Source organism: Flavobacterium antarcticum DSM 19726 (assembly GCF_000419685.1).
GTDB lineage: Bacteria > Bacteroidota > Bacteroidia > Flavobacteriales > Flavobacteriaceae > Flavobacterium > Flavobacterium antarcticum.
In genome coordinates, this window is sequence record NZ_ATTM01000008.1 from 112902 (window position 1) to 137336 (window position 24435).

25 protein-coding genes are annotated in these 24435 nt (G+C 36.2%); 9 read left to right on the top strand and 16 right to left on the bottom strand.

Features of this window, described 5'->3' with window-relative positions:
- Window positions 1–4: 4 nt before the first annotated feature.
- On the bottom strand, window positions 5–1258 hold the full coding sequence (locus tag YWA_RS0113745) for an ABC transporter permease (protein WP_022829097.1): 1254 nt from the start codon (window positions 1256–1258) through the stop codon (window positions 5–7).
- 113 nt (window positions 1259–1371) lie between these two features.
- Here YWA_RS0113745 and YWA_RS0113750 point away from each other — a divergent pair, with 113 nt between their 5' ends.
- Entirely contained in the window at window positions 1372–2658 is a 1287-nt protein-coding gene (locus YWA_RS0113750; RefSeq protein WP_026718817.1) for an exo-beta-N-acetylmuramidase NamZ family protein, read from the top strand.
- A gap of 158 nt (window positions 2659–2816) precedes the next feature.
- The gene (locus tag YWA_RS0113755; RefSeq protein WP_022829099.1) at window positions 2817–3041 is read left to right on the top strand and encodes a hypothetical protein; all 225 of its coding nucleotides are present in this window, start codon (window positions 2817–2819) and stop codon (window positions 3039–3041) included.
- A 185-nt stretch (window positions 3042–3226) separates the two neighbouring features.
- Here the strand turns inward: YWA_RS0113755 and YWA_RS0113760 are convergent, their stop codons facing one another.
- Window positions 3227–3721: a YkgJ family cysteine cluster protein gene (locus YWA_RS0113760; RefSeq protein WP_022829100.1), complete on the bottom strand. Its 495-nt coding sequence runs from the start codon at window positions 3719–3721 to the stop codon at window positions 3227–3229.
- Between the two features lie 64 nt (window positions 3722–3785).
- Between YWA_RS0113760 and YWA_RS0113765 the strand changes: the two genes are divergently transcribed.
- Window positions 3786–4496 carry a class I SAM-dependent methyltransferase gene (locus tag YWA_RS0113765; RefSeq protein ID WP_022829101.1) on the top strand — a complete coding sequence of 237 codons (711 nt, stop codon included), beginning with the start codon at window positions 3786–3788 and terminating at the stop codon, window positions 4494–4496.
- Here the strand turns inward: YWA_RS0113765 and YWA_RS0113770 are convergent, their stop codons facing one another.
- The 9 genes from YWA_RS0113770 to YWA_RS0113815 all read right to left on the bottom strand — a co-directional run bounded on the left by YWA_RS0113770 (window position 4497) and on the right by YWA_RS0113815 (window position 12771).
- Window positions 4497–5654 (bottom strand): aminotransferase class V-fold PLP-dependent enzyme, encoded by a 1158-nt coding sequence (locus YWA_RS0113770; protein ID WP_022829102.1) that lies wholly within the window; start codon window positions 5652–5654, stop codon window positions 4497–4499.
- Window positions 5655–5710: 56 nt separating this feature from the next.
- Complete coding sequence (locus YWA_RS0113775) at window positions 5711–6115, bottom strand: DUF2059 domain-containing protein (protein WP_022829103.1); 405 nt, start codon at window positions 6113–6115, stop codon at window positions 5711–5713.
- Between the two features lie 41 nt (window positions 6116–6156).
- Complete coding sequence (locus YWA_RS0113780) at window positions 6157–6789, bottom strand: 7-carboxy-7-deazaguanine synthase QueE (protein WP_022829104.1); 633 nt, start codon at window positions 6787–6789, stop codon at window positions 6157–6159.
- Between the two features lie 172 nt (window positions 6790–6961).
- A complete protein-coding gene (locus YWA_RS0113785) occupies window positions 6962–8668 on the bottom strand; it encodes a tetratricopeptide repeat protein (RefSeq protein ID WP_022829105.1) in 1707 nt (568 codons plus the stop codon).
- Window positions 8669–8682: 14 nt separating this feature from the next.
- Window positions 8683–9621 (bottom strand): PstS family phosphate ABC transporter substrate-binding protein, encoded by a 939-nt coding sequence (locus YWA_RS0113790; RefSeq protein ID WP_022829106.1) that lies wholly within the window; start codon window positions 9619–9621, stop codon window positions 8683–8685.
- Window positions 9622–9858: 237 nt separating this feature from the next.
- Entirely contained in the window at window positions 9859–10653 is a 795-nt protein-coding gene (locus tag YWA_RS0113800) for an energy transducer TonB (protein ID WP_022829108.1), read from the bottom strand.
- 30 nt (window positions 10654–10683) lie between these two features.
- Complete coding sequence (locus YWA_RS0113805) at window positions 10684–11238, bottom strand: ExbD/TolR family protein (RefSeq protein ID WP_022829109.1); 555 nt, start codon at window positions 11236–11238, stop codon at window positions 10684–10686.
- Window positions 11239–11255: 17 nt separating this feature from the next.
- Entirely contained in the window at window positions 11256–11867 is a 612-nt protein-coding gene (locus tag YWA_RS0113810; RefSeq protein ID WP_022829110.1) for an ExbD/TolR family protein, read from the bottom strand.
- Between the two features lie 64 nt (window positions 11868–11931).
- The gene (locus YWA_RS0113815) at window positions 11932–12771 is read right to left on the bottom strand and encodes a MotA/TolQ/ExbB proton channel family protein (RefSeq protein WP_022829111.1); all 840 of its coding nucleotides are present in this window, start codon (window positions 12769–12771) and stop codon (window positions 11932–11934) included.
- Window positions 12772–13229: 458 nt separating this feature from the next.
- Between YWA_RS0113815 and YWA_RS0113820 the strand changes: the two genes are divergently transcribed.
- Together YWA_RS0113820 and YWA_RS0113825 are read left to right on the top strand one after the other, a co-directional pair.
- On the top strand, window positions 13230–14744 hold the full coding sequence (locus tag YWA_RS0113820) for a helicase HerA-like domain-containing protein (RefSeq protein ID WP_022829112.1): 1515 nt from the start codon (window positions 13230–13232) through the stop codon (window positions 14742–14744).
- Window positions 14745–14746: 2 nt separating this feature from the next.
- Window positions 14747–15109 carry a cupin domain-containing protein gene (locus YWA_RS0113825; protein WP_022829113.1) on the top strand — a complete coding sequence of 121 codons (363 nt, stop codon included), beginning with the start codon at window positions 14747–14749 and terminating at the stop codon, window positions 15107–15109.
- Between the two features lie 32 nt (window positions 15110–15141).
- On the opposite strand, the gene YWA_RS0113830 is transcribed toward YWA_RS0113825, so the two are convergent.
- Window positions 15142–16482 carry an FAD-dependent oxidoreductase gene (locus YWA_RS0113830; RefSeq protein ID WP_026718818.1) on the bottom strand — a complete coding sequence of 447 codons (1341 nt, stop codon included), beginning with the start codon at window positions 16480–16482 and terminating at the stop codon, window positions 15142–15144.
- Between the two features lie 149 nt (window positions 16483–16631).
- Here YWA_RS0113830 and YWA_RS0113835 point away from each other — a divergent pair, with 149 nt between their 5' ends.
- The 4 genes from YWA_RS0113835 (at window position 16632) to YWA_RS0113850 (ending at window position 20352) form a co-directional block, all read left to right on the top strand.
- Window positions 16632–17270, top strand: coding sequence for a flavin reductase family protein (locus YWA_RS0113835; RefSeq protein WP_022829115.1), 639 nt, complete (start codon window positions 16632–16634; stop codon window positions 17268–17270).
- On the top strand, window positions 17270–17443 hold the full coding sequence (locus tag YWA_RS15585) for a DUF2256 domain-containing protein (RefSeq protein WP_022829116.1): 174 nt from the start codon (window positions 17270–17272) through the stop codon (window positions 17441–17443). Before YWA_RS0113835 ends, YWA_RS15585 begins: the two co-directional genes overlap by 1 nt.
- A complete protein-coding gene (locus YWA_RS0113845) occupies window positions 17440–18723 on the top strand; it encodes a DASH family cryptochrome (protein WP_022829117.1) in 1284 nt (427 codons plus the stop codon). Before YWA_RS15585 ends, YWA_RS0113845 begins: the two co-directional genes overlap by 4 nt.
- A gap of 96 nt (window positions 18724–18819) precedes the next feature.
- Complete coding sequence (locus tag YWA_RS0113850; protein ID WP_022829118.1) at window positions 18820–20352, top strand: cryptochrome/photolyase family protein; 1533 nt, start codon at window positions 18820–18822, stop codon at window positions 20350–20352.
- A 203-nt stretch (window positions 20353–20555) separates the two neighbouring features.
- On the opposite strand, the gene YWA_RS0113855 is transcribed toward YWA_RS0113850, so the two are convergent.
- The 4 genes from YWA_RS0113855 to YWA_RS0113870 form a co-directional block, all read right to left on the bottom strand.
- Window positions 20556–21641, bottom strand: a complete 1086-nt coding sequence (locus tag YWA_RS0113855; protein ID WP_022829119.1) for an agmatinase family protein — start codon at window positions 21639–21641, stop codon at window positions 20556–20558.
- A 137-nt stretch (window positions 21642–21778) separates the two neighbouring features.
- Window positions 21779–22138: a four helix bundle protein gene (locus YWA_RS0113860; protein WP_022829120.1), complete on the bottom strand. Its 360-nt coding sequence runs from the start codon at window positions 22136–22138 to the stop codon at window positions 21779–21781.
- A 143-nt stretch (window positions 22139–22281) separates the two neighbouring features.
- Window positions 22282–23577 carry a kynureninase gene (gene kynU / locus YWA_RS0113865; RefSeq protein ID WP_026718819.1) on the bottom strand — a complete coding sequence of 432 codons (1296 nt, stop codon included), beginning with the start codon at window positions 23575–23577 and terminating at the stop codon, window positions 22282–22284.
- Window positions 23578–23884: 307 nt separating this feature from the next.
- A complete protein-coding gene (locus YWA_RS0113870) occupies window positions 23885–24403 on the bottom strand; it encodes a hypothetical protein (RefSeq protein WP_022829122.1) in 519 nt (172 codons plus the stop codon).
- Window positions 24404–24435 lie beyond the last annotated feature (32 nt).

Here is a 24435-nt window from a genome sequence, read left to right on the forward strand (position 1 = left end):
GTCTTTAGTTATATCTGATTGCTTTTATGGGCGATATTTTAGTGATGATGTAAGAAGGAATCAATAAAATCAAGAAACAAATTACCACAGTCAGTAGATTTAGCAGCAGTATGTTTTCTATTCCAATGTACACCGGTGCTTGATTCACATAGTAATTTTCAGGATTCAGTTTGACAATCCCAAAGTGCTTCTGCACTAATAGAATCCCAATCCCGATTGCATTTCCCCAAAAAAGACCTTTTCCAATTAAATACAGTGCGTTGTACAAGAAAATCTTTCTGATGCTCCAATTATTTCCACCTAACGCTTTTAGAATTCCAATCATTTGCGTCCGCTCTAAAATCAACACAAGTAAAGCCACCACCATATTTATAGTGGCAACAAATATCATCACAATAAGAATGATTTGGATGTTGATGTCAAACATTTTAAGCCATTCAAAGATGAAATAGTATTTTTCCACAATGGTTTGAGCATCTAATGGCTTCGCTTGATTCTCTTTATTAAATGTAGCTTTATACACTTGGTTGCCCAAGGCTTCAATTTGGTCAAAATCATTCACAAATACTTCAAAAGCACCTACTTCGTCCTTTTCCCACTTGTTCATTCGTTGAATGTGTCGAATGTCGCCGATGATGTAATTGGCATCAAACTCTTGAAATCCGGAATCGAAAATGCCTACAATTTCAAAGTTTCGCTTATTGGGATATTTATTCACTTCATTTTTGAGAAAAAAGGTCATGAATTTATCGCCTAATTTAAGGTGCAACCGGTTGGCCAAAAATTTAGAAATGATGATTTGATCATTTAAATTTGAATTGACATCCGGTAACTTCCCCTCTAAAATATAGCCTTTGATGCTTTTCCAATCGTAGTCTTTACCTACTCCTTTCAGCACAACTCCTTCAAAGGTACTTTCAGTCCGGATGATTCCCGTTTTGGTCGCGATGGCTTGAATGTGGGTGACTTCAGGAACAGCAGTAAATTTAGGGTAGAAATCCTGCTTTGTAGAAATGGGTGATAACGTTTCCTCCGACTGATTGCTGTCATAACTAGTTACCGTGATGTGTCCGTTGAACGCCGATATTTTATTGCGAATCTCTTTTTTCAGACCAATACCTGTTGCCACAGAAACCAACATCATGATCATTCCGATGGCAATTGCCGAAACAGCAATTTTTATAATTGGTCCAGAAATACTACTTTTATGATTCTTAGCAGTGATGAGTCTCTTTGCAATAAAATATTCTAGATTCAAGTCTTTTATTTTTTTATCAAAAATACTTTATTCGCTTTAATTAGTGTCTATTTTATCCTTATAATTGTACTGATTAGTCGCTAAACCTGTTTTTGATCCCTTTACACTTGTCTATGAAAAATAAATCCACCTACTTTCGCCCTTTATCGTCTCTGCTTTTACTCTTATTACTTGTGTCGTGCAAGAGTTTGATTTCTGCAAACTATTCAAAGCCAAGTCGAGTGGCCTTAAAACCGAAAGTCAAAACGACAAAGTTCATGACTGGTGCTGATAATTTGAAAGATCATTTAGAATTATTTGAAAATAAAAAAGTGGGTATTGTCACTAACCAAACGGGTTTAGTTACCTACGATTCTATTTACAGTACGATGACTGAAGGACGCTCGCCTCAACCAAAAATACGCATTCGCACCGTCCATTTGGTCGATTATATTACGGAGAAAACGCCCATTCAGTTGGTCAAAATTTTCGCTCCCGAACATGGGTTTCGTGGAACGGCCGATGCGGGTGAACATGTGAATGATTCAAAAGACGCGAAAACGGGCTTGCCCATACTTTCGCTTTACGGCAACAATAAAAAACCGACTGCCGAACAACTTGCCGGAATTGACATCTTGTTGTTTGATTTGCAAGATGTGGGAGCGCGTTTTTACACGTATATTTCACACTTGCACTACATTATGGAAGCGTGTGCGGAAAACAATGTTTCTCTGATCATTTTAGACCGCCCGAATCCAAACGGCTCTATCGTGGACGGCCCTATTTTAGATCCTAATTATTCAAGTTTTGTGGGTATGCATCCCATTCCTGTATTGCATGGCATGACCATTGGCGAATATGCATTGATGATTAACGGCCAAGGTTGGCTCAAAAACAAAGTCCAATGCCATTTGAACATTATTCCTTGTGAAAATTACAAGCGAACCATGTCGTACAATTTACCGGTAAATCCATCGCCTAACTTACCGAATTCACAATCCATAAATCTCTATGCGAGTTTGTGTTTTTTTGAAGGCACAAACGTGAGTGTGGGTCGCGGAACTTCTAATCAATTTCAAGTATACGGTTCGCCGTACCTTCCTCAATCCAGTTTTAATTTTACTCCAATTCCAAATTTTGGAGCCAAGAATCCATTGTACAGTGGACTAATTTGCTACGGTGAAGATTTAACGCATGTGGCAAAACTGGATCAGTTGGAATTGAAATGGTTGCTGAAAGCCTACCAAGAAACCGCAAATCCGCAAACATTCTTCAATTCGTTCTTTACTAAATTAGCAGGAAGTCCCACCTTGCAAACGCAGATTGAGGCGGGACTGACGGAAGAAGAAATTCGCGAAACTTGGCAAGAAGACTTAAAAGACTTTAAGAAAATGAGAGCCGACTATTTGTTGTATCCGTAGCAAAAGGTGCAGGATATACAGTGAAAAAGGTTTTAGAATGGTTTTTTGAAATTGAGTGACTGTAACATTATTTCAAAACTTTATAATTTTGGTGGGAATAAGTTTGAAGTGAATTTAGTACTTTAGAGGAAAATTTGAAACCCAATAAACCACACACTATGAACTATTCTGAAGTAATTTTTAGCTTGATGGATGAAGTCCGACAGCTCGTTGAATTTATCAACCAATACATTCACAAAGGAATCGAGTTATTTGAACAAGCGCGCTTGTGGATTGTAAAAGCAATCGAATACATCGAAGCCCGAATCAATGAATTCACTTATCGTATCCGAAATAAAAACGTTGATTTCTTAGAGTTTTCTGAGGAAGATATGTTTGTTTAACTTCTCAAAACCCTGCTGCGTCAGGGTTTTCTTATTTCAAAATTTCATTAAGTTCGGCACGGATTGGTACAAATTCTGGCCAATGTAAACGTTACGCATTTAAAATCATTTTGTTTATGTTCCTTACGGTTTAAAGAAAACACTTTGGCAGGAGCAAAAAACTAAATACGCTTTGTAAAAGCATTTTAGAGTGGCATTCTTTTCTTCATCTCTTCCACAATATTGTAAGCAGCGGGACAAATTTCTACATTTTTCAAAGTGAGGTTGCTAATTTGTTGAAACTTCTTTCTATCGGTATGGGGAAATTCCCTACACGCTTTTGGTCGAACGTCGTAAATCATGCAGTAATTTTCAGCGTCAAGAAAAGTACAAGGCACACTTTTCAACACATAATCATTGTCCTCGTCAATGCGAAGGTGTTGGTCTATAAATTGTTGTGGTTTTTGTCGGAAGTGCTTTGCCACACGTTCAATATCGGCAGAAGTAAAAAGTGGCCCTGTGGTTTTACAACAATTGGCACATTGCAAACAATCCGTTCGCTTGAATTCAGCTTCGTGTAAATCCTGCATCACGTAATCGAGATTTTTGGGCACTTTCTTTTTGAGCTTATCGAAATACTTTTTGTTTTCGTTATGCTTATCTTTGGCTAACTTTCCGAGTTCGTTAAGTTGTGGTTTCAAGTTTCGTTATTTGAAATGCAAATTTACGCAACTTAAAAAAACCTAACCCTCAATCTGAATCAAAATGTTGGATTTATTTGGCAAAGCCATTTTGGACTATCAAACTCAAAACGCTCCCGAAGCTTTAATTACGTTCACATCCATTTCGGATGAAGATGAAATGGACGTTGCTTATTTATTTCGTCCGTATGATTTGATGCCAAAAATCGAACAGAAAGCTTTGCAACTTTCGTATGGCAAAATCCTTGACGTAGGTTGTGGCGCAGGAAGTCATGCTTTGTCGTTGCAAAATGATCGCAAATTAGACGTTACAGCAATTGACCTATCTACAAATGCTATCGAAACCTGTCGCTTAAGAGGGCTATCCAACGCGATTGTAACAGATGTCCTGGCATTTAATCCTGCGGAACAATTTGACACAATTCTTCTATTGATGAATGGTACCGGAATATTTGAAACCTTGGTGAAATCCGCACTTTATTTGCAGCATCTTAAATCATTATTAGCGCCAAATGGGCAAATTCTGATTGACAGTTCCGACTTAATTTATATGTACGACGCAGACGAAGACGGTGGCGCTTGGATTCCTAGTGCACACTATTACGGCGAATTGACTTTTACCGTTCGCTACAAAGGTCAAACCGATGAAACGTTCCCGTGGTTGTATATGGATTACAATACGTTGCAAAACGCGGCTGTAGCCAATGGTTTGCACTGTGAATTAATTACCGAAGGCGACCATTTTGATTATTTAGCAAAACTTACGCATCTGTAATCAAACTTGAATCAAGTCCGTAGTAGCAATAATATCCTCCAAAGCTTTGTACAAAATATCCAGATCACTTTGCGAATTATACGCATTTATGGAATACCTCAGATAAACCTTTTCATTCAGGATCATTATAGGTACTTGGATTTTATATTTGTCGTACAGCAAATCCTTTAGCTCTTGCGGATTCGAAGTTTGGATTGGAACACTTGCCATCTGTCCCATGAATGCTGTTGAAAGTGGTGCAATGGGAGTGCTGTTCAGTAAAGCACAAAATCGTGGATAGTTTTTCAACACCAATTCTTTGGCTGCAGCCGATTTTTCCTTCCAATTGTTTTTCTGAAGAAATTCAATAACTGTTGGCGTACACAAATACGCTGAATGATCGTTTGTTCCTTGGTATTCATGGTAGTCTAAAAATGGGCTTTCGCTTGGCGTCAAACTTTCGTACCCCCAACTTACTACTAAAGGTTCTATTTCATTTTGCCATTCTTTTTTGACATACAAAAACGACGAGCCTTTAGGAGCCAACATCCATTTGTGCAACGTTCCGGTGTAGAAGTCGGGATTTAAGCTAGCAATATCCAAGTCGATGTGGCCTGGAACATGAGCTCCGTCAATGATTGTCGTGATCCCCAATTCTCGGGCTTTGTCGCAAATTTCTTTGACCGGAAAAATCAAGGCTGTTATACTTGCTATTTGATTTATGAAGATGATCTTTGTTTTAGGGGTCAATCCTTGCCAAAACTCCGCAAGTATTTGTTCTTTTGAAATGACAGGTAGTGAAATAGATTGGCGAACGTATTTTACGCCTGATTTCTTGCTGTAGAAGTGCCATGTTCGGTCCATGGCTCCATATTCATGATTGGTTGTTAAAATCTCATCTCCTTCTTTCAACTTTAAACTTCGCATGATGGTGTTGACCGCCACGGTAGGGTTTGGCGTAAAAACAAAATCGTCTGGATCACAATTGATAAAAGCAGCGAGTGCTTCTTTGGCTGTAGCCAAATGTTTTGCAAACTGTTTCTGAATAAAATAAACTGGATCGCTTTCCATTTCACGTTGGAAGCTTTGCTGTTTTTCAAAAATAACTTTTGGACACGCTCCAAATGAGCCGTGGTTTAAAAAGGTGTAGGTTGGATTGAGTAGAAATTGGTCTTTCATCGGTGTTACTTTTGCATAAAAAAACCCAAACGTTGCGCTTGGGTTTTGTACTTTATCTATTGTTCCATGTATTTCATCATGACACTTTGCAACTCCATGCCCCATTCCTGACCCGCATCAGTTGACTTTTTATAAAGTGCTCCTGCAGAACTGGAAATTTTCTTTCCAACAGGCGATTCATAAAACTTAATCATTTCTTTAACTTCATCGTGGGTATACGTTTCCATATATGCTACGGCAATTTTATCATACAAAGAAGGCAATGAAGCGTCAAAATCTTTAGAGAAATCGGCTCTTTTTGTCAAAGGAATATTTTGCATGATTTGTTCCTTTGCCATTTGCATCGGTCCTGCAGCACCTGATTGCACGATTACTTTCAGTACATCTGCTTTAAAAGCATCTTGTGCCACAACTAAATGAGCGACAAACATAAATGCGATTGTAATTACTAATTTTTTCATTGGTTGGTTTTTTTATAAATTAAACTCAAATATAAAAAAAATTACGGAATATTTAGAAATTTATGTGTTTGCAAAGAAACCCTCCATTTTGGATTATTCATTACGTAATCTACAATAAGTGGCGTCATTTCGTCTTTTTTGCTCCACTCCGGTTGTAAAAATAAAATCGCGTTCGGATTGACTTTTTCTGCTTGTTCTTCTGCGAAAATAAAGTCGTGCTTGTTGAAAATAATTACCTTCAACTCGTGTGCTATTTCGTAAACCGTTTTTGTGGGTAATTTATTTTTCTTTGGCGAAAGACAAATCCAATCCCAAGTTCCTGAAAGTGGATAAGCACCTGAAGTTTCAATATGTACTTTCCGTCCGTTCTCTTTTAGCTTTTGCGTCAGCAAGGTCATGTCCCAAGTTAAGGGTTCGCCTCCAGTGACCACCACCGTATCGGAATGTTTAGAAGCATTCGCAACAATCGTGTCTACATCTGTTGGCGGATGCAAATCCGGATTCCAACTTTCCTTTACGTCGCACCAGTGGCAACCAACATCACAACCGCCCACTCTAATGAAATAAGCTGCAGTTCCCGTATGGTATCCTTCCCCTTGAATTGTATAAAACTCCTCCATCAACGGCAACATTGCTCCTTTTTCTACGGCTACTTGTATTTCTTTTGCTAACATTTTAAATTTTAAATAAGGGGGCAAAGATACAGAATTTCTTATGAAATAGAATCTAAATGCTGACCTGAATAATCTTCAAGCTCTGATATCATTCTCAATTATATCCTAAATCCAGGATATAAAAAAAACCGATACCATTTCTGATATCGGTTTTTGATCTACTTAAAATCTATTATTTTAATGCTTTTAATCTTGCGGTTGCAGCTTCATTTGTAGGATCAATCGCTAATGCTTTTTGATAATACTCTCTTGCTTTTGCTTTATCGCTGTTTGCGTAATACGTTGCAATATTTGTATATGCTTCAACAAATTTTGTTTGATTCGCTGGCTTGCTTGCTTCTTCAGCTCCTTTTTCGTTCACCACTTTAATAAATTCTTCATAATTAGCCGCCATCTTCGCTTGTGCTTCCGCATTGTTTTCTAACAAACTGTTTACACGTGCTTTGTAGATGTAAGCGTCTTGAGTAGTCGGTGAAACCGCGATTACGTTGTCAAATGCTTTTGATGCTTTTTCAACAATAATTGGATCGATCTTTTGTCCTTGAGGTAAATTCACATTACCAAAATACAAGGCATAACCCAAATAAAAGTTGTCGTATAAGAAGTTCTGCGAATTTGGATTTGAAGTTGCTACTTCATAGATCGCTGCTGCTTCATTGTATAATTTAATGTCAAAGAATTTCTTACCAATGTCATTTAGTTCATTTGCCATTGCTGGATCCATTTGAACTCCTTTCAACATGTCCGCTACACCTGCAGTAAATAATGTTTGGTCTACTTTATTTACATCCGCACCTTCTGCATCTTTTGTAGTGGTTAACGCTTTGTGCGTTTTTGCCATTCCTAAGTACAGATAATCACGTCCAATTGGTTTTGCATTTGGCGTTGACAAGAACTCATTTAATGCTTTAATTGCTTCCGCATCATTTCCATTTTCGTAAGCTGAATATCCTAAATAACGTAAAATACGTGGGTTTACTTTGTCCAGTTTTTTCATTTCAAGCGCTTCTTTTTCAAGCGCTGCATAATCCTTAGTTAAAATTAAGAAATCGGCATGACGCATTCTTGAATCTAAAGAATAATCAGTTAATGCTAAATACTTGTCGTAATATTCAAGTGCTTTCTTATTTTTTTCTGCATAGTTTTCAGTATCGTTCAATGACCATACATAATACGTTTCTGCTAAACCTCTGTAAGCAGGACCATAATTTGGATCTAGAGCGATAATGTTTTCAAAAGCTGTTTTTGCTTCCTGAAAAGCTTTAGAACCAATCGTGATGAAACCAAGTTGCAACTTCGCTTTCAAAACTGATTTATCCGCATCGTACGCATTTCTGTACGCAGAATACGCTTCGTTCGTGTTTCCTTCGCCATAATAAGCATCTCCTAATGACAATAAAACCTGAGCGTCGTTTGGCTGAATATCTTTTGCTTTATTTAAAAACAAAAGCGCTGATTTATAGTTTGGTGTTTCTGCATTCAAATACGCACGACCTATGTGCAAAAATTCTTCAAAATCTTTACGTCGCATATCGACTTGCGCTTTGTTGAAGTTTTCGTTTGACTTTACGGCGTCGTTGTTATTCAATGCCATTTGTCCTAAACCGATGTAATTGAAATTTGCATTTTTCTTTGCTGCTAAACCTTTTTGAAAATAGATTTGAGCAGAATCCTCTACTTTTTGCATCAAGTACAAATTTCCTAAAATAAAGAAATTTTTACCTTGATCTGCATCTGCAGTAGTTAGTGTTTTTAAAATTGATTTGGCTTTGTCAAACTTTTCCGCGTCAATTGCTTTCTGAGCTTGTTCTAAGTCTTGGGCAACTGCTGTTGCACCAATGGCTAAAAACGCAACGCTGAATATTTTTAATTTGTTCATAGTATTTCGATTTATTATTTATTAATCTGTTTTCTGATGTTAATGTTTCTCTCCGGAATTGTAATGGGTAGCAAATTTGCCGTCATGACAATTCGTTGTCCAATATCACCTACTACAAAAGAAGCAAAACCCGTACCTAAACCAGCAAATCCTTGATAATTTAACACATAGATGCTTCTCTTCAACGGATACAATCCCGCTCCTAGACTGGCTTGATTGGGCAAATAGTAAGTTTCGTTGTTCGTTCCGTTTTTAACATTTTTAACCGCAAGAACGTTAACGTTGTTGACTAATGTTTGCCATTCTGGGTAAGGTTCTGCCACAGCGTCCATACCTATGACCCCAATGGCGTCCGGATTATTCTTTACAAATTCAAGCACTTCTTTCGTCGAATTTAATGAAAATACGTTTTCCTTTGCTCCATTTGGAACGTTCGCCCAACGGTTCATGTACGTAACAACACTCGAATTTGGATTCTCAAAAACTAATTTTTTAATTGCACTTGACTTCCCATGTAACAAATTATATACTTCATCTAAATCAAGTACCGTATCGTTACTGCTTTTATTGCGAATAAAAACGATGGCATCTGAAGCAAAGTGTGAAATTCGGGGAATGATCTTCTTGTTGTGAAAATAATTTTCCTCTTCTTTCGTCAAGCGTCTCGTCAGCACCGCCATGTTGGTTTTGCCGCTCAGCAAATCATTTACAATTTCTGATTCTGATTTAGCCGTAAGGTGCACTTTTGCATCATACTGACTTTCAAAAACATCGACTTGTCCCTGCATTAAAGACTGTACCGTTTGATCTACGTATAAATCAATTTCTCCAGTCAATATAGTCTCTTTCTTTTCTGACTCGTCCAATTTATTCTTGCACGCCAATACAAGTGTAAAAATTGCAATAAACAATGCTATTACTTTCAAGTACGGCGGAATTAGTTGCTTTCTCATTCTTTGTCATTTTTGATTAGGCGAATAAATCTAAAAAAGGCGTAGGCAATTAGCAATACACCAAAAGCAATACGATATGTTTTGGACATATCGATTGGAAAATCCTTCCAGAATATAACGGTAATTCCCAATACAAAGTAAATGAGAAAAAACACTATTCCTAAAACGAGCAAAAATCGCACTTTAGGCGATTTCTGAACTCTTTTTATTTTATTATTGTTGTCTGTCATCTAGCAATTATCCTCCAACAATACTAATTGGTAATGAATACAATACACGTACCGGACGACCATTTTGAATTCCTGGTTTCCATCGCGGTGATTTTTTAAGTACACGAATCGCTTCTGCACCTGTTCCGTAACCTAAGTCACGCATCACTTTAATATCTGTTAACGAACCGTCTTTTTCAACAACGAACTGTACGATCACTTTTCCTTTAATGTCCTCTTCAGGAGCTCGGTAATTTTTTCCTACAAATTCTAAGAACTTCCCGATACCACCTGGGTATTCTGGACGTACTTCAACAGCATTATAAATGGTATTGTCTTCAACAATTTTCACATCCTTATCGCCTTCTCCTGACGGAGCGTCGATAACGATTTTACCATCGTCTCTACCCTTTACATCTTTCGTTCCAACGTTTTTGTCTTTCAGTTCCTCAATAGTTTTAATTTCTTCTACTACTTTCTCTTTTTCAACAACTTTAGGCTTCACAAATTTTACCTCATCCACTTTTGGAGCAGGTGGTGGTGGTGGTGGTGGTGGCACTAAAGGTTTGATTTCTTCCACTGGAGGTGGAATATTCAACTTTGCCATGTCTACCATCGTCACTTTCTCTTGATCTGCGTCTTCGTCAGAGCTCCAATTTATCATTGGCAACGCTAATAATCCTGCAAAAACAGTACTACCAATCAAAAGTGCCAGTAGGGTCATTTTTGGATTTTCTTTACGTAAAACGTAGGCACCGTAAGCTTTGTTACGACCTTCGAATACCATGTCAATCCATTTCTGTTTGTATATATCTAGTTTCATACTGTATATTTTTAAATTAAAAGAATAAAACTACTCTCCAAACAATTGATTATCTTCTTTCGTGATGTCTACAATTGCATAGACTTTCACTTTACCGATAGCCATTTCATCTAAAACATCCACTAAATTTTTATAGGTAGACTCTTTACTTGCTTTAATTAAAACAATTAAAGGTTCTCCATTTGGTTTGGCAGCTGTTCTTGTTGCTAACGGCACCGATTGGATTTTGTCTAAAATCAATTTTCGCAGACTTTCTTTCGTATAGGTCAAATCCTTAGGCCCTTCTTTTGGGCTTGCTAATTGTCCCATGTAATATTTCAATTCATCCTTTGGACCTAACACAAGGTTAAGTGTTCTTTCTTCCGAAATTAAAATATCTTCTTCTGGTTTGTTTTTATCTCCTTTATCTGGCATTGCCAAATCCATCGATTGTGGTTTTGATAACGAAGTAGTCAACATAAAGAAGGTAATCAATAAAAATGCCAAATCTACCATTGCCGTTAAATCGACACTTGAATTTTGCTTCTTACTTCTTACTTTTCCGCCTTTGCCACCTTTACTGTCGCCAGTATCTAATTGAGCCATTTTTTATAATGTTTTACCTACTCTCCTCGTAAGCCAGTAACCAAATTGAATTTGTTTACTTTCTGATCTTGAAGAATATCAATTATTTTTTTAATTTCAGGATACTGCTCTTTTGCATCACCTTTGATTGCAAAATTCAGTTGTTTTTCGTTCACTTCTGCGTTTGCATTACGTGCTGCTTTTACCCAAACCGTCAGTTGATTGTCTAAAGAATCATGTGGAATTCCTGTTTGGACTCCTTCTTTATTTCGATCTGTTGAAGATAATTTAATCAATCCATTCAATTGATTTACCGGAACACCAAACTCTTCCATTAAGCTGAATCGTTTTTTCTCTTCATCAGTAAAGGAAAGATTGTATTCTTCGCCTATCAATTCTAACGTTTTAATTCTAACATCTGCTGCTTTCACACCAAAGAATACTTTACCGCCATCTGCAATTGTAATAATTGCAAGATCTGTGTCGGGCAATTTTACTTGCACCGTTGAAGCTGGTGTTTCAACAGGAACAATTTCCGGTTGTTTTGCAGTAGCAGTTAAGATAAAGAACGTCAACAAAAGAAAGGCAACATCACACATCGCAGTCATATCAACCGCGGTAGCTTTTTTGGACATTTTAACTTTCGCCATATTTATTATTTAATATTGCATCAAAATAAATTTGATGCAATAATTATTGATTATTGATTATTGATTAACCTCTTAAAGTTCCTCTGAAACGTCTGTAAGTACCTACGATTGTAGAAGCTGCTTCGTCAATTGAATACGTCAATGTATCAATTTTTGAAGTAAAGAAGTTGTAAGCAATAATTGCTAAAGCAGAAGTTGCAATACCTGTAGCCGTATTAATCAAGGCCTCAGAAATACCGTTTGCTAATGCTGCTTGATCCGGAGCTCCAGAAGTTGCTAATGCACCAAACGCTGTAATCATTCCCATTACGGTTCCTAAAAGACCCGCTAATGTTCCTAAAGATACTAATGTAGAAATAACCGTCATGTTTTTTTCCAACATTGGCATCTCTAAAGAAGTAGCTTCTTCTATTTCTTTTTGAATTGTTTCAGCAGCTGCTTCACTGTCGAAACCTTCTTTTTTCACTTCGTTATATTTAATTAAAGCTGCTTTAATTGCATTTGCAACAGAACCTTTTTGTTTGTCGCAGTCTTCAATAGCACCTTCAATATTTCCCATTGTGATGTTAGATTGTACATTTTTCATGAACTTGTCTAAACTTCCTGTTCCAGCTGCTTTTGAGATTACGAAGAAACGCTCAATTGAGAATACTACTACCATTAATAACAATCCCATCAAAACAGGTACAATTTTTCCTCCTTTGTACACCATTCCTAAATAATTTTGTGGAAGTGGATGTCCCGTATTATCTCCACCTTCAAAGTTAGCTCCAGCACCCATCACATATCTCCAAATTAGAATTCCCATTCCGATACATGCAATAATTGCAATCCCTGTGAATAAATTTCCTCCAGTTGAACCACTTTCCTTTTTCGCTATAGTAGCGTTTGATGCATTTGCCATTTTTTTAAATTTTAGTTTTTAAAAATTTTAACCGTTACGCCTTCGGGCAACGATATTTCTTTTATTAATTTAACAGAACGACAAATTTATATTTTTAGACCATATAAAAAAATAAAAAAAGTCATTTTATTAATTATTAACACTAATTTCTGATATGCAGAAAGTGAAGATAATTATTTGAAAGCCTGTAATTATTTGTTAATCACTTTAAATTAGTAAAAAAATACGATTATTTGCTGACCAAACGGGTTATAACCGCCTTCTTACTGATAATATGATGATTTCAAAATCTACTGTCTATAAACTCCTAAACTCATCGATTTATTGCATCTCGCCACTCATTTCTCCAATTTTAAGGCGTTCGGGCTGCATTTTTAGATGAAATATGCTGCAATAGTCTGAATTTTTTAAAAATGTTCTTACTTTAGATTTCTATTTACTTACAATTTGAAACCAGAATGAAATCAAAAGAAGCTTTTAAAGAAACAATAATTAACGGATACAATTTCAAAGGAGAAAGTCTCATTTTAGGTGGAGCGATGCTTAACGGAGAAACACTTTCAGACACTTTTATTAAAGTCCCTCTTAAAACTTTAAACCGTCATGGATTAATTGCGGGAGCTACGGGAACGGGTAAAACAAAGACCATTCAGGTGCTGTCTGAACAACTTTCGCTTCATGGAATTCCAGTGCTTATGATGGATATTAAAGGTGACTTTAGTGGAATTGCAGCACCTGGCGAAGCATTACCCTTTATCACAGAACGACACCAAAAAATAAATCTCCCCTATTCCACAGCTTCTTTTCCTGTTGAATTATTAACACTTTCCGCTCAAAATGGCGTGCGGCTTCGTGCAACGGTCTCCGAATTCGGTCCTGTTTTATTCAGTCGGATTTTGAATTTGAACGACACGCAATCTGGCGTTATTTCAATTATTTTTAAATACTGTGACGACAAACAAATGCCTCTTTTAGATTTGAAAGACATTAAAAAAGTCATCAATTACATTACTGAAGAAGGAAAAGCTGAAATTACCGAACATTATGGTAAAATTTCAACGTCAACAACAGGAACTATACTGCGAAAGATCATTGAATTGGAGCAGCAAGGCGGTGATATTTTCTTTGGTGAAAAATCATTTGAAATCAGCGATTTGATGCGCATTGACGAAGAAGGAAAAGGGTACGTGAATATCATTCGCTTGACGGACATTCAAGATAAGCCAAAGTTATTTTCGACTTTTATGTTGAGTTTGCTCGCTGAAATTTACCAACAAATGCCGGAACAAGGCGATTCTGGACAGCCGGAATTGGTTATGTTTATCGATGAAGCACATCTTATTTTCAATGAAGCAAGTAAAACATTGCTGGATCAAATAGAAAGTATTGTAAAACTGATTCGTTCCAAAGGAATTGGAATTTATTTCATTACTCAAAATCCAATGGACGTTCCGAGTGGAATTTTGGCACAATTGGGACTGAAAATTCAACACGCACTTCGCGCCTTTACGGCAAATGATCGAAAAGCAATTAAAAGTACCGCAGAAAACTATCCTATTTCTGAGTTCTATAAAACCGATGAAGTATTAACGAGTTTAGGAATTGGAGAAGCTTTAGTGACGGTCTTAAATGAAAAAGGGATTCCGACGCCACTTGCCGCAACGATGATGCGAGCTCCAATGAGCAGAATGAACGTTTTGGATGGTGCTGAAATTTCTGAAATAAATGCTAAATCTAAATTAGTTAAGAAATACAGCGAAGTTATTGACCGCGAAAGTGCGTATGAAATTTTAAATCACAAGATTCAAGAAGCGGCACAAGTGGAAGAAACCAAAGTGATTGCTGCAAAAACAGTTGCAAAACCGAAAGCAGAACCGATGAGCGACACTACAAAAACGGTCATTAAAGTATTGACAAGTGCTACCTTTATAAGAGGTGCTTTTGGGGTTTTGAGTAAAATGTTTAAAAAGTAATCATGAAAAAATACAAGATACAATCCGCTCCATTCGTAGTGCCTACGACAGATGGCAAATTAATTGAAGAGCATTTTGGGAAAGCGACAGATGGAAATTCTAATATTTCAATCGCCCATATGGTGGCGCCACCACATTGGAGTGAGCCATTCCAGCGTCCTGAATTTGCAGAATACACCTACATTATTAGTGGTAAAAAGCAATTTATTATTGAAGACGAAGTTGTGGTATTACAAACCGGTCAATCCATAAAAATTGAAGCAAATACTCGAGTGCAATATTCAAATCCTTTTGACGAAGCTTGCGACTATATTTCAGTTTGCACTCCGGCATTTGATTTTACGAAAGTACATCGAGAAGAATAAAAAAAGGTACCCATTTGGCGTACCTTTATCATCTATTTCAATAACTCAAAAATTCGTTGTTCGACCTCCGGAGAATTCCAATTTTGTTCAATGTTATCCATTTTCAAAACCTCTTGCATAATGTCATTTTGGGCCTCACCAATAGCTAAAGCTTCGGCATAAGGTTGCAAACTAAAGGTTACTCGACTGTACAATGGCATCCATTTTTCGGGGTGTTTGTCTGAAAACCATTTTTCAATTTTCTTCTGCAAAATGAAGTTAGCATCAGCCGTTAGATCGCTCATTTCTATAAAATTTCTTTTAGAAAGTTCTGCAATGGCGTCTGCATTTGGCTTGCGTGAAATTTCGTACTCAGAGAAAATTTTCTTCCAATCGTCGCCGTATTTCTGCATCATTTCGTGCAAAACGGTAATGTCTTCAAAACCGGCATTCATTCCTTGACCATAAAAGGGAACAATGGCATGTGATGAATCACCAATCAAAGCCACTTTATCTTCATATGTCCATGGAAAGCATTTCATGATTGCCAAATAACTTGTCGGATTCTTGAAGAAATCACGCACTAAATCTGGAATAACTTCTTTTGTATCTGGGAAGAATTCCCCAAAAAACGCCGTTAAATCTGCTTCACTTTTGATCCTTTCAAAAGAATTTTCACCTACAAAAGGCATGAATAAAGTACACGTAAAGGAGCCTTGTAAATTGGCCAAAGCCATCAACATAAAATTGCCTCGAGGCCAAATATGTAGTGAGTTTTTATCTAATTTATGTGAACCGTCCGGATTTGCAGGAATGTGTAATTCTTTATAACCAATTTCCATGAATTCTTGCGAATAATCAAACATCGATTGGCGTTGCATTCTGTGGCGAATTCTTGAAAATGCGCCATCTGCTCCAAAGACTTTGTCGAATTTTATTTCTGTCCAAGCGCCTTGTTCTGTTTCGCCTTCAAATAATGTGGCTGTTGCCAAATTTACGTCCCAGATTTTGTGTTCAAAGAAAAACTCTACACCTTCTTTCTCCGCTAAATCAACCATTTTCCGGTTTAAGAGTCCGCGGGAAAGTGAGAAAATTGCTTCGCCTTCTTTTCCATAAAACTGATTATTCAGCGTTCCGTCTTGCATGTGAATGCCTCTTTTATCAACAGGAATTCCAATTTCGCGGATTTCTTCATCAAGACCAATATCCTTTAAGGCTTTCCATCCGCGGTCTGACATCACTAAATTAATAGAGCGCCCTGAAAACTCGACCGTTCTGATGTCTGGACTTCTGTCAAAAACGGATACGGAATGACCCGCTCTTTTGAGGTAAATTGCCAATAAAGTTCCCACTAATCCGGAACCTACAACGGCCATTTTTTGAGGCGTTTGCATGAATTTTTTATAAGAATTACGAATTACAAAAGTACTGAAATTATAAAAGTAAGCATTCATTTCTACCAACTATTTCACCACAAAGCATTATTTTTGTTTAATTTTTCTTTATTTAAGTTAAACAAATTATATTTGTAAAAAGTTTAGACATGAAAGAATTTGACTCTTCCACGATTGAAGCTATGGCGAAAGTACCCCGACTTAACTTGATTAATTCAGTTACCGGGTACAAGTCGGCCAACTTAATAGGAACGATTTCGTCCGATAACATTTTGAATATAGCTATATTTAGCAGCGTCACACATTTGGGAAGTAATCCGCCAATGTTGGGATTTATGATTCGTCCTATGCCAACAGCTCCAAAAGACACGTACAAAAACATTAAGGAACAGCATTACTTCACTGTAAACAGCATTACAAGTTCAATGGTTACAGACGCACATCATACTTCTGCCAATTATCCACCTGAACGATCAGAATTCGAAAGCACAAATTTAATACCCGAATTTTTGGACGATCTGAAAGTTCCCTTTGTTAAAGGAAGTCCGGTTCGATTGTTATGCAAGTATTTAAATGAGTATGAAATTGTAGAAAATGGATGTATTCACTTGATTGCATCCATTAAAAAAGTGTACGTAGAAGACGAATTAATGCAAGACGATTTTTCAGTACGATTAGATTTGAGCGAAATCGTAACCATAAATGGTATTGATGGTTATGCACTTCCGCAACTTATCAATAGATTTGGCTATGCTCATCCCGACCAACCAACTAAATCCATTTTATAATGGCACATAAAAAAGTAAATCTTCCGGAAAAAATATGCAAAACTTGCCTGCTTCCTTTCTCTTGGCGCAAAAAATGGGAGAAGAATTGGGAGGAAGTGTTGTATTGCAGTGAGAAATGTAGAAGCAGTAAAAATTCCAATATTGAAATTCCAAATTCCAACAACAATAAATGAATAACTTAGTTTGGTTTACAAATAATTTGAGAGTTGAAGATAATTTAGCTTTATCGGAAGCGTGCAAAAATTCGGGGAAAACAATTGCGGTATATTGTTTTGACCCACGACATTTTGCGGAAACCAAATATGGTTTCAAAAAGACGGAGCGATTTAGAGCAACGTTTTTAATTGAATCTGTTGAAGAATTGCGAGAGAATCTACTTTTGAATAACATTAGTTTGTTTGTTTATTTTGAAAAACCTGAAAACATAATTCCTAACTTAATTCAAGAACAACAGATTCAAAATGTTTATCATCAGAAGGAATGGACGAGCGAAGAAATTGATGTTTTGCAAAACCTAAAAGGTTTAGAAAATCTTGCTGGAATAAATTGGAATGGATTTTACGACCAATTTCTATTTCATCCGGAAGATATTCCTTACCAAACTATTCAATATCTACCACAAGTTTTTACAGTTTTCCGAAAAGAATGTGAGCTGAAAGTTTCAGTTAGAAAAACAAACTCTTTCGTAAAAAAATTGGAAGCCAATCTAATTACGAATGAAACTTTCGTACCAACTTTACAAGATTTAACTTTTGAAAATTTCGAAATAGACAAAAGATCAGCATTCCCATTTAAAGGTGGCGAAAATCAAGCTTTGAAACGAATTGAAAATTATTTTTTTGAAACGCAAAATTTATCCAGTTACAAACAAACTCGAAATGGATTGGTTGGTGCTGATTATAGTTCAAAATTATCGGCTTGGTTGTCAAATGGAAGCGTTTCCGCTAAAACTATTTATTGGAAAGTCCAAGAATATGAAGCGGAATTTGGTGCGAATGAAGATACGTATTGGTTAATTTTCGAGTTGATTTGGCGTGATTATTTTAAGTATATTTCGCTGAAATTCGGCAACAAAATTTTTCAACTTGATGGAATTTTAAATACTAAATACGATTGGAAATTCAATCAAAAAGCATTTAATCAATGGATTTCTGGAAACACAAACGAACCTTTTGTCAATGCCAATATTATAGAATTGGCGAAAACGGGTTTTATGAGTAATCGTGGACGGCAAAATGTAGCAAGTTTTTGGGCAAAAGAATGGCAACAAGATTGGCGCATCGCAGCTGCTTATTTTGAAAGTTTATTGATTGATTACGACGTTCATTCTAATTACGGGAATTGGATTTACAACGCCGGTGTTGGAAATGACCCGAGAGATAGAAAGTTCAATATTAAAAGACAGGCTGAAATGTATGATGGAAATCAGGAGTTTCAGAAGTTGTGGACTTAAATAGTTGTCAGTTTACAGTTATCCGTTATCAGTCTCAAATCGCTAACCTACTTCCAAATGTCTCAATAATTAATACTTTTGTCTTAATACTTTTTTATGAAAACACTACGTTTAATTCTCGGCGACCAACTCAACCACGAACATTCTTGGTTTGATAAAAAAAGTAACGATGTACTTTACGTCATGGCAGAAATGCGTCAAGAAACTGATTATGTAAAACATCACATTCAGAAAGTGGTAGCTTTTTTTCTGTCGATGCGGAATTTTGCGAGTCATTTGACAGATAATGGACATCAAGTTAGGTATTATAAAATTTCTGATAAGGATAATTTAAATGAACTAACGGCGTTACTTTCAAATTTAATTTCAAAAGAAAAAATTACGCATTTTGAATACCAACTTCCTGATGAATACCGACTTGATGTTCAATTGAAAGATTTCTGTAAAACATTGAATATTGAATCAAAGTCTTTCGATTCGGAACATTTTTATACTTCAAGAACTGAACTTGCTGAATTTTTTGAAGGAAAAAAATCGCTGTTAATGGAAAGTTTCTACCGTGAAATGCGAAAGAACCATAACATTCTTACCGTTGGCGATTTGCCTTTGGGCGGAAAGTGGAATTTTGACCACCAAAACCGAAATAAATATAAGGAAGAAGTTCCAATTCCTTTTCCATTGCAATTTGGAACCGATGTTTCCGATATTGTAAAAGAAATTGAAGAACAGAAGATAAAAACCATTGGAACTATCAACTCTAAAAATTTCGAATGGCCAACGAGTCGGAAACAATCGTTGGAAGTGCTTGATTATTTCTGCGAACACTTATTGGAACACTTTGGTACGTATCAAGATGCTTTATATTCTGGACATAAATACTTGTTTCACTCCCGAATTTCCTTTGCATTAAATAGTAAAATGATTAGTCCCAAAGAAGTGATAGATGCAGTTATTGCAAATTTTCATAAGAATGAGGATGCAATTGAGCTTTCGCAAGTAGAAGGATTTGTGCGGCAAATATTAGGTTGGCGTGAATATGTTCGTGGAATTTATTGGAAAGAAATGCCGGAGTATAAAACTAAAAACGGGCTAGAAAACACAGGGAAATTACCTGATTATTTTTGGACAGGAAAAACCAAAATGAAGTGTTTGCAACACGCACTTTCGCAAAGTTTGGATACTGCTTATGCTCATCATATTCAGCGGTTGATGGTCATTGGAAATTTCACATTATTAACGCAAACGCATCCGGATGAAGTGGACGAATGGTATTTAGGCGTTTACATTGACGCCATTGAATGGGTGGAGCTTCCCAATACAAGAGGAATGAGTCAATATGCTGATGGCGGAATTATTGCGACAAAACCGTACGTTTCTTCTGGAAGTTACATCAATAAGATGAGTAATTATTGCAGTGGTTGTCATTATAATGTAAAAGAAAAACTGACGGATAATGCTTGTCCGTTCAATAGTTTATATTGGCATTTTTTAGATGAGAAAAAAGAATATTTTGCAAATAATCACCGAATGGCGATGATGATGAGTTTATTGAAAAAGATGAAGCCAGCTGAACTTGCAGCTACGAAAGAAAAAGCGATTTCTTTAATGGAGAATATTGAGAATTTGTAATTTTCTGCCACTGATTAAAATGATTACAGGGATTTTTTCATTCTTACGTGGAAAGTTATTTGAAACTTTTTTGACCACAAATTTCGCAAATTGAGCAGCTAGAAATTACGTTACCCGAAATTCACTATATGAATTTGCCACAGATTACAAAGATTAAAATGATTTCGAATCTGTGTTAATCATTTTAATCTGTGGCAAAAACTTTATTTCTTGAAACTAATGGTCTCCCCAACTGCCATTTTATTATTTTTTGCAAAAACACCGCACATGTGAAACAACATTCGAGCACCAACGTTTCCGTCCCAATCGTCGTTCTCGCCTGGAGCAACTTCAACCAAATCAAAACCGATGATTTCTTTTCCGCTGTCGGCTAGTTTTGACAATAAATACGTCGCTTGTTCAAAAGAAAATCCACCTGGAACTGGAGTTCCGGTATTTGGTGCATACCAAGGAAACATTCCGTCAATATCAAAACTGATTACGACTTTTTGAGGTAAGGCTTCAATGATGTTTTCGCATTGTCTTCTCCATGTTTTACCTTCAAACGCTTCGTGTTTCAAATCGCGGTCCGTAAAAACTACGACCCTTTCTTTTTGAGCTACCTCTACTTCTTGTTCGCAGAAATCACGAATTCCGACTTGCACAATTTTAGATATTTGTGGCAAATGCAACGCATTATACATAATTGAAGCATGCGAATAAGTGAAACCTTCATACGCAATTCTCAAATCCATGTGAGCGTCCAAATGTAAAATTCCGAAATCGTCGTGCAACGATGCCAACGCTTCGTAATATCCTAATGGCGTAGAATGATCGCCACCAAGAACGGCAACTTTCTTTCCTTTTTTAGTCCAATATAAAACGCGTTCGCGCAACGCGTCTTTCATTTCATGGCTGACCGCGTTGATTTTATCCAAGTCACTTTGCAACTTTGGATTATCGGCAATCACTTCGCCTTTTTCCAAAGCCTCGATGATGGGTTGTGCCATTGCTTTGTAATCCGCACTTTGTTGGCTCCATTTATCCGAATGGTCGCCCAAATCTAGATGCATTCCGAGTTTCCATAATTCCGGAAATTCTTGGTGGTGCAAATCGACTTGAAACGAAGCATCTAAAATTGCTTGAGGTCCTTCCGAAGCGCCTGCTCCATAACTTACGGTTACTTCCCACGGCACGGGAATAATTACAATTTCGCTCTCGTCTGCTGAAAAAGGTAATCCGAATATACTTTCGTCCGCCAATCCGGGTTGAGATGGGTCGAAGTTTTTTATTTTTTCTAGTTTGGTCATTTTTAAAAGGGATTGAAAGATTGAAAGACTTAAGGATTGAAAGACTTAAAGACTTAAAGATGAAAAGACTAGCAATCGAGATGTTATATTTTAAAGGATTGAAAGATTGAAAGATATAGAGATTTAAGGATTTCTCATTAGTAATTACTTCGCAATTTTTTAATGAAATTATTTATCATAACCATTATTCGATAGATTTCTTTTAGAAGTACAGCAACAGTATCTGGAGATGCATATTCTAAATCCTGGGCAATTAAAATTTGAGTTTCGATTTCTCTACAAGAACCTAAAGAATATTCCAAAAAGCGAACAAAATCCTTATCTGAATTTCTTGAAGAACCTTCAGCAATATTTGATGGAACAGAAACTGCAGCTCTTCGAATTTGCGAAATAAGTCCAAATTTTTCATCGTCAGGGAACGTTTTTGTAAGTCTGTAAATCGGTGTGCAAATTGTCAAACTCGCTTTCCAAATTTCTAATTCTTTATAGTTATGCATCGTGTTATAATTTAATTGATTGAAAGATTGAAAGACGTAAAGATTGAGGGATTTAAATGTATACTATGAATCTGTCTAGCTATCTTTCTATCCTTCTATCCTTTTGTCTTTCTATCCTTCTATCTTTTTGTTCCTCAATCTTTCTATCCTTTTGTCGATAAAATACCTTCCTTAAGAATTTGCCCAAATTCATACATATCTTCATACGAACAATACAAGGGAACTGGCGCTAAACGAATTACATTTGGCTCTCTCCAATCGGTGATTACTCCGTTTTTCATTAAATACTCGAACAAAGCTCTTCCTTCTCCGTGTAAGAAAACAGATAATTGTGAAGCTCTTTCTAAAGGATTTGTTGGCGTGATGATCTCAAAAGTACTGTCAACTTCTTTGTCAATTTCGTGTAAAACGAATTCCAAATAGGAAGTAATATGGTCCCTTTTTTTGATTAAAGCAGGCATTCCAACTTCAGCAAACATTTCAACCGAAGCTAAATATGGTGCAAGTGAAAGAATTGGTAAATTACTAATTTGCCATCCGTCTACTCCTTCAACTGGGTCGAATTTCGGTTCCATTTTGAAACGTCTTTCTTTATTATGACCCCACCAGCCGGCGAATCTTGGCAAGTCGGAATCCTTGTGGTGTTTGCAATGCACAAAACAACCTGAAGCATTTCCAGGTCCTGAATTCATATATTTATAACTACACCAAGCGGCAAAATCAACTTCCCAATCGTGCAATTCAAGGTGAATATTTCCAGCAGCATGGGCCAAATCCCAACCTACAAAAGCACCGGCTTTGTGACCTGCGGCTGTAATGGTTTTGATATCGAAAACTTGTCCCGTATAATAATTCACTCCTCCAATTAAAACTAGAGCCAACTCATCGCCTACTTCTTCAATTTTAGCCAAAACATCTTCGAGACGAATGTTGTGTTCACCTTCGCGACGTTCAATTTCCACAATCATATCGGAAGGATTCAAGCCTAAATGTTGGGCATGAAAATACACTTGACTTTGAATCATGTATTGATCACTTGGAAAAGCTTTTGCTTCACAAAGAATTTTATATCTTTTAACTGTTGGCCGATAAAACGAAACCATCATCAAGTGCAAATTTACCGTTAAGGTATTCATCACCGTCACTTCACTTGGCATGGCACCAACGACTTTACTCAACGGATTTGCAAAACGTTCGTGGTAATCCCACCAAGGTTTTTCTGCATAAAAATGTCCTTCAACCGCAAGTTCAGACCAATCATTCATTACTTCATCCACAAATGTTTTAGCGGATTTTGGTTGAAGTCCTAATGAATTTCCGGTAAAGTAAATGACTTGTTTTCCGTTTATTTTTGGAAAATTAAAGTCATCTCTATATTTACTTAAAGCATCTTGTGCATCGAGTTGTTGTGCGAATTCTCGGGTATTTTGAAAAGTCATGGGTTGTTTTTTAGTCGCGTAAAAATAATGAAAAAAAATGAGGTTGAATAATTGAAAAGGGATGGAATCCATTTTTTGCCACAGATTAAAAAGATTAGAAGGATTTTATATTTTTTAAAAGCGTTTTGCGAGACGAAAGAATCTTTTGAAATCATTTAATCTGTGGCAAAGCTTTTAAAGTTTTTACTAAAGATTAAAGCAAAAAAAATCCCGATGATTAGTCGGGATTTAATGAAGTAATTTTAAAATTAAAAATTAATTTAATGAGTGCACATATCATATATTAGAAATAGGGTCCGTTTCATTTCTAAAGTTTTTTAACATTTCTATCTATAAAATCTAATGTTAGGTAATAGTTATCTTTTCCAATTTCAGATTTACCAATGCAAAATGGTTGAAAGCCTTTTTTAATAAGAAAAATATTTTCATCTTCTTCAATATAATTTAGGAATTCATCCCACTTAATAAGTAATTCTCCTGAATAATCAGAATAAATTAAACCTTCGCCATTAAATTCAAATATAACGTTTGGATTATTTCGTAATACATCTATGACTTCTAATTGTTCAAATTCATATTTCTGTAAAATTCTTTTGTCCTTAAAGGAAAAGTGATAATATGAAATAAGCAGATATATACCTACAATTATAAAAAGATATCCTTCATGAAATTGACTCACAATTGTTAAAAAGCCGATAATTACAAATCCAAACCCAAGATAATTAGAATATTTATAATAATTTTTTTTCTTCCCATAACCTATGTCGTAAAGCAATTTCATTTGCTTCCGATATATTGCCTCATTAAATTGAAGTTCAAATCTCATTATACTAGTAAAAATTTAACTTAACAATATTA

Excerpts from the sequence above, each read along its gene's own strand:
- YWA_RS0113770 (WP_022829102.1), bottom strand. The coding sequence starts at position 5,654 with ATGAAAGACCAATTTCTACTCAATCCAACCTACACCTTTTTAAACCAC.
- YWA_RS0113805 (WP_022829109.1), bottom strand. The coding sequence starts at position 11,238 with ATGGCTCAATTAGATACTGGCGACAGTAAAGGTGGCAAAGGCGGAAAA.
- YWA_RS0113855 (WP_022829119.1), bottom strand. The coding sequence starts at position 21,641 with ATGACCAAACTAGAAAAAATAAAAAACTTCGACCCATCTCAACCCGGA.
- YWA_RS0113835 (WP_022829115.1), top strand. The coding sequence starts at position 16,632 with ATGAAAGAATTTGACTCTTCCACGATTGAAGCTATGGCGAAAGTACCC.
- YWA_RS0113870 (WP_022829122.1), bottom strand. The coding sequence starts at position 24,403 with ATGAGATTTGAACTTCAATTTAATGAGGCAATATATCGGAAGCAAATG.
- YWA_RS0113755 (WP_022829099.1), top strand. The coding sequence starts at position 2,817 with ATGAACTATTCTGAAGTAATTTTTAGCTTGATGGATGAAGTCCGACAG.
- YWA_RS0113775 (WP_022829103.1), bottom strand. The coding sequence starts at position 6,115 with ATGAAAAAATTAGTAATTACAATCGCATTTATGTTTGTCGCTCATTTA.
- YWA_RS0113790 (WP_022829106.1), bottom strand. The coding sequence starts at position 9,621 with ATGAGAAAGCAACTAATTCCGCCGTACTTGAAAGTAATAGCATTGTTT.
- YWA_RS0113780 (WP_022829104.1), bottom strand. The coding sequence starts at position 6,789 with ATGTTAGCAAAAGAAATACAAGTAGCCGTAGAAAAAGGAGCAATGTTG.
- YWA_RS0113860 (WP_022829120.1), bottom strand. The coding sequence starts at position 22,138 with ATGCATAACTATAAAGAATTAGAAATTTGGAAAGCGAGTTTGACAATT.
- YWA_RS0113850 (WP_022829118.1), top strand. The coding sequence starts at position 18,820 with ATGAAAACACTACGTTTAATTCTCGGCGACCAACTCAACCACGAACAT.
- kynU (WP_026718819.1), bottom strand. The coding sequence starts at position 23,577 with ATGACTTTTCAAAATACCCGAGAATTCGCACAACAACTCGATGCACAA.
- YWA_RS0113820 (WP_022829112.1), top strand. The coding sequence starts at position 13,230 with ATGAAATCAAAAGAAGCTTTTAAAGAAACAATAATTAACGGATACAAT.
- YWA_RS15585 (WP_022829116.1), top strand. The coding sequence starts at position 17,270 with ATGGCACATAAAAAAGTAAATCTTCCGGAAAAAATATGCAAAACTTGC.
- YWA_RS0113845 (WP_022829117.1), top strand. The coding sequence starts at position 17,440 with ATGAATAACTTAGTTTGGTTTACAAATAATTTGAGAGTTGAAGATAAT.
- YWA_RS0113825 (WP_022829113.1), top strand. The coding sequence starts at position 14,747 with ATGAAAAAATACAAGATACAATCCGCTCCATTCGTAGTGCCTACGACA.
- YWA_RS0113830 (WP_026718818.1), bottom strand. The coding sequence starts at position 16,482 with ATGCAAACGCCTCAAAAAATGGCCGTTGTAGGTTCCGGATTAGTGGGA.
- YWA_RS0113810 (WP_022829110.1), bottom strand. The coding sequence starts at position 11,867 with ATGGCGAAAGTTAAAATGTCCAAAAAAGCTACCGCGGTTGATATGACT.
- YWA_RS0113815 (WP_022829111.1), bottom strand. The coding sequence starts at position 12,771 with ATGGCAAATGCATCAAACGCTACTATAGCGAAAAAGGAAAGTGGTTCA.
- YWA_RS0113750 (WP_026718817.1), top strand. The coding sequence starts at position 1,372 with ATGAAAAATAAATCCACCTACTTTCGCCCTTTATCGTCTCTGCTTTTA.
- YWA_RS0113800 (WP_022829108.1), bottom strand. The coding sequence starts at position 10,653 with ATGAAACTAGATATATACAAACAGAAATGGATTGACATGGTATTCGAA.
- YWA_RS0113785 (WP_022829105.1), bottom strand. The coding sequence starts at position 8,668 with ATGAACAAATTAAAAATATTCAGCGTTGCGTTTTTAGCCATTGGTGCA.
- YWA_RS0113765 (WP_022829101.1), top strand. The coding sequence starts at position 3,786 with ATGTTGGATTTATTTGGCAAAGCCATTTTGGACTATCAAACTCAAAAC.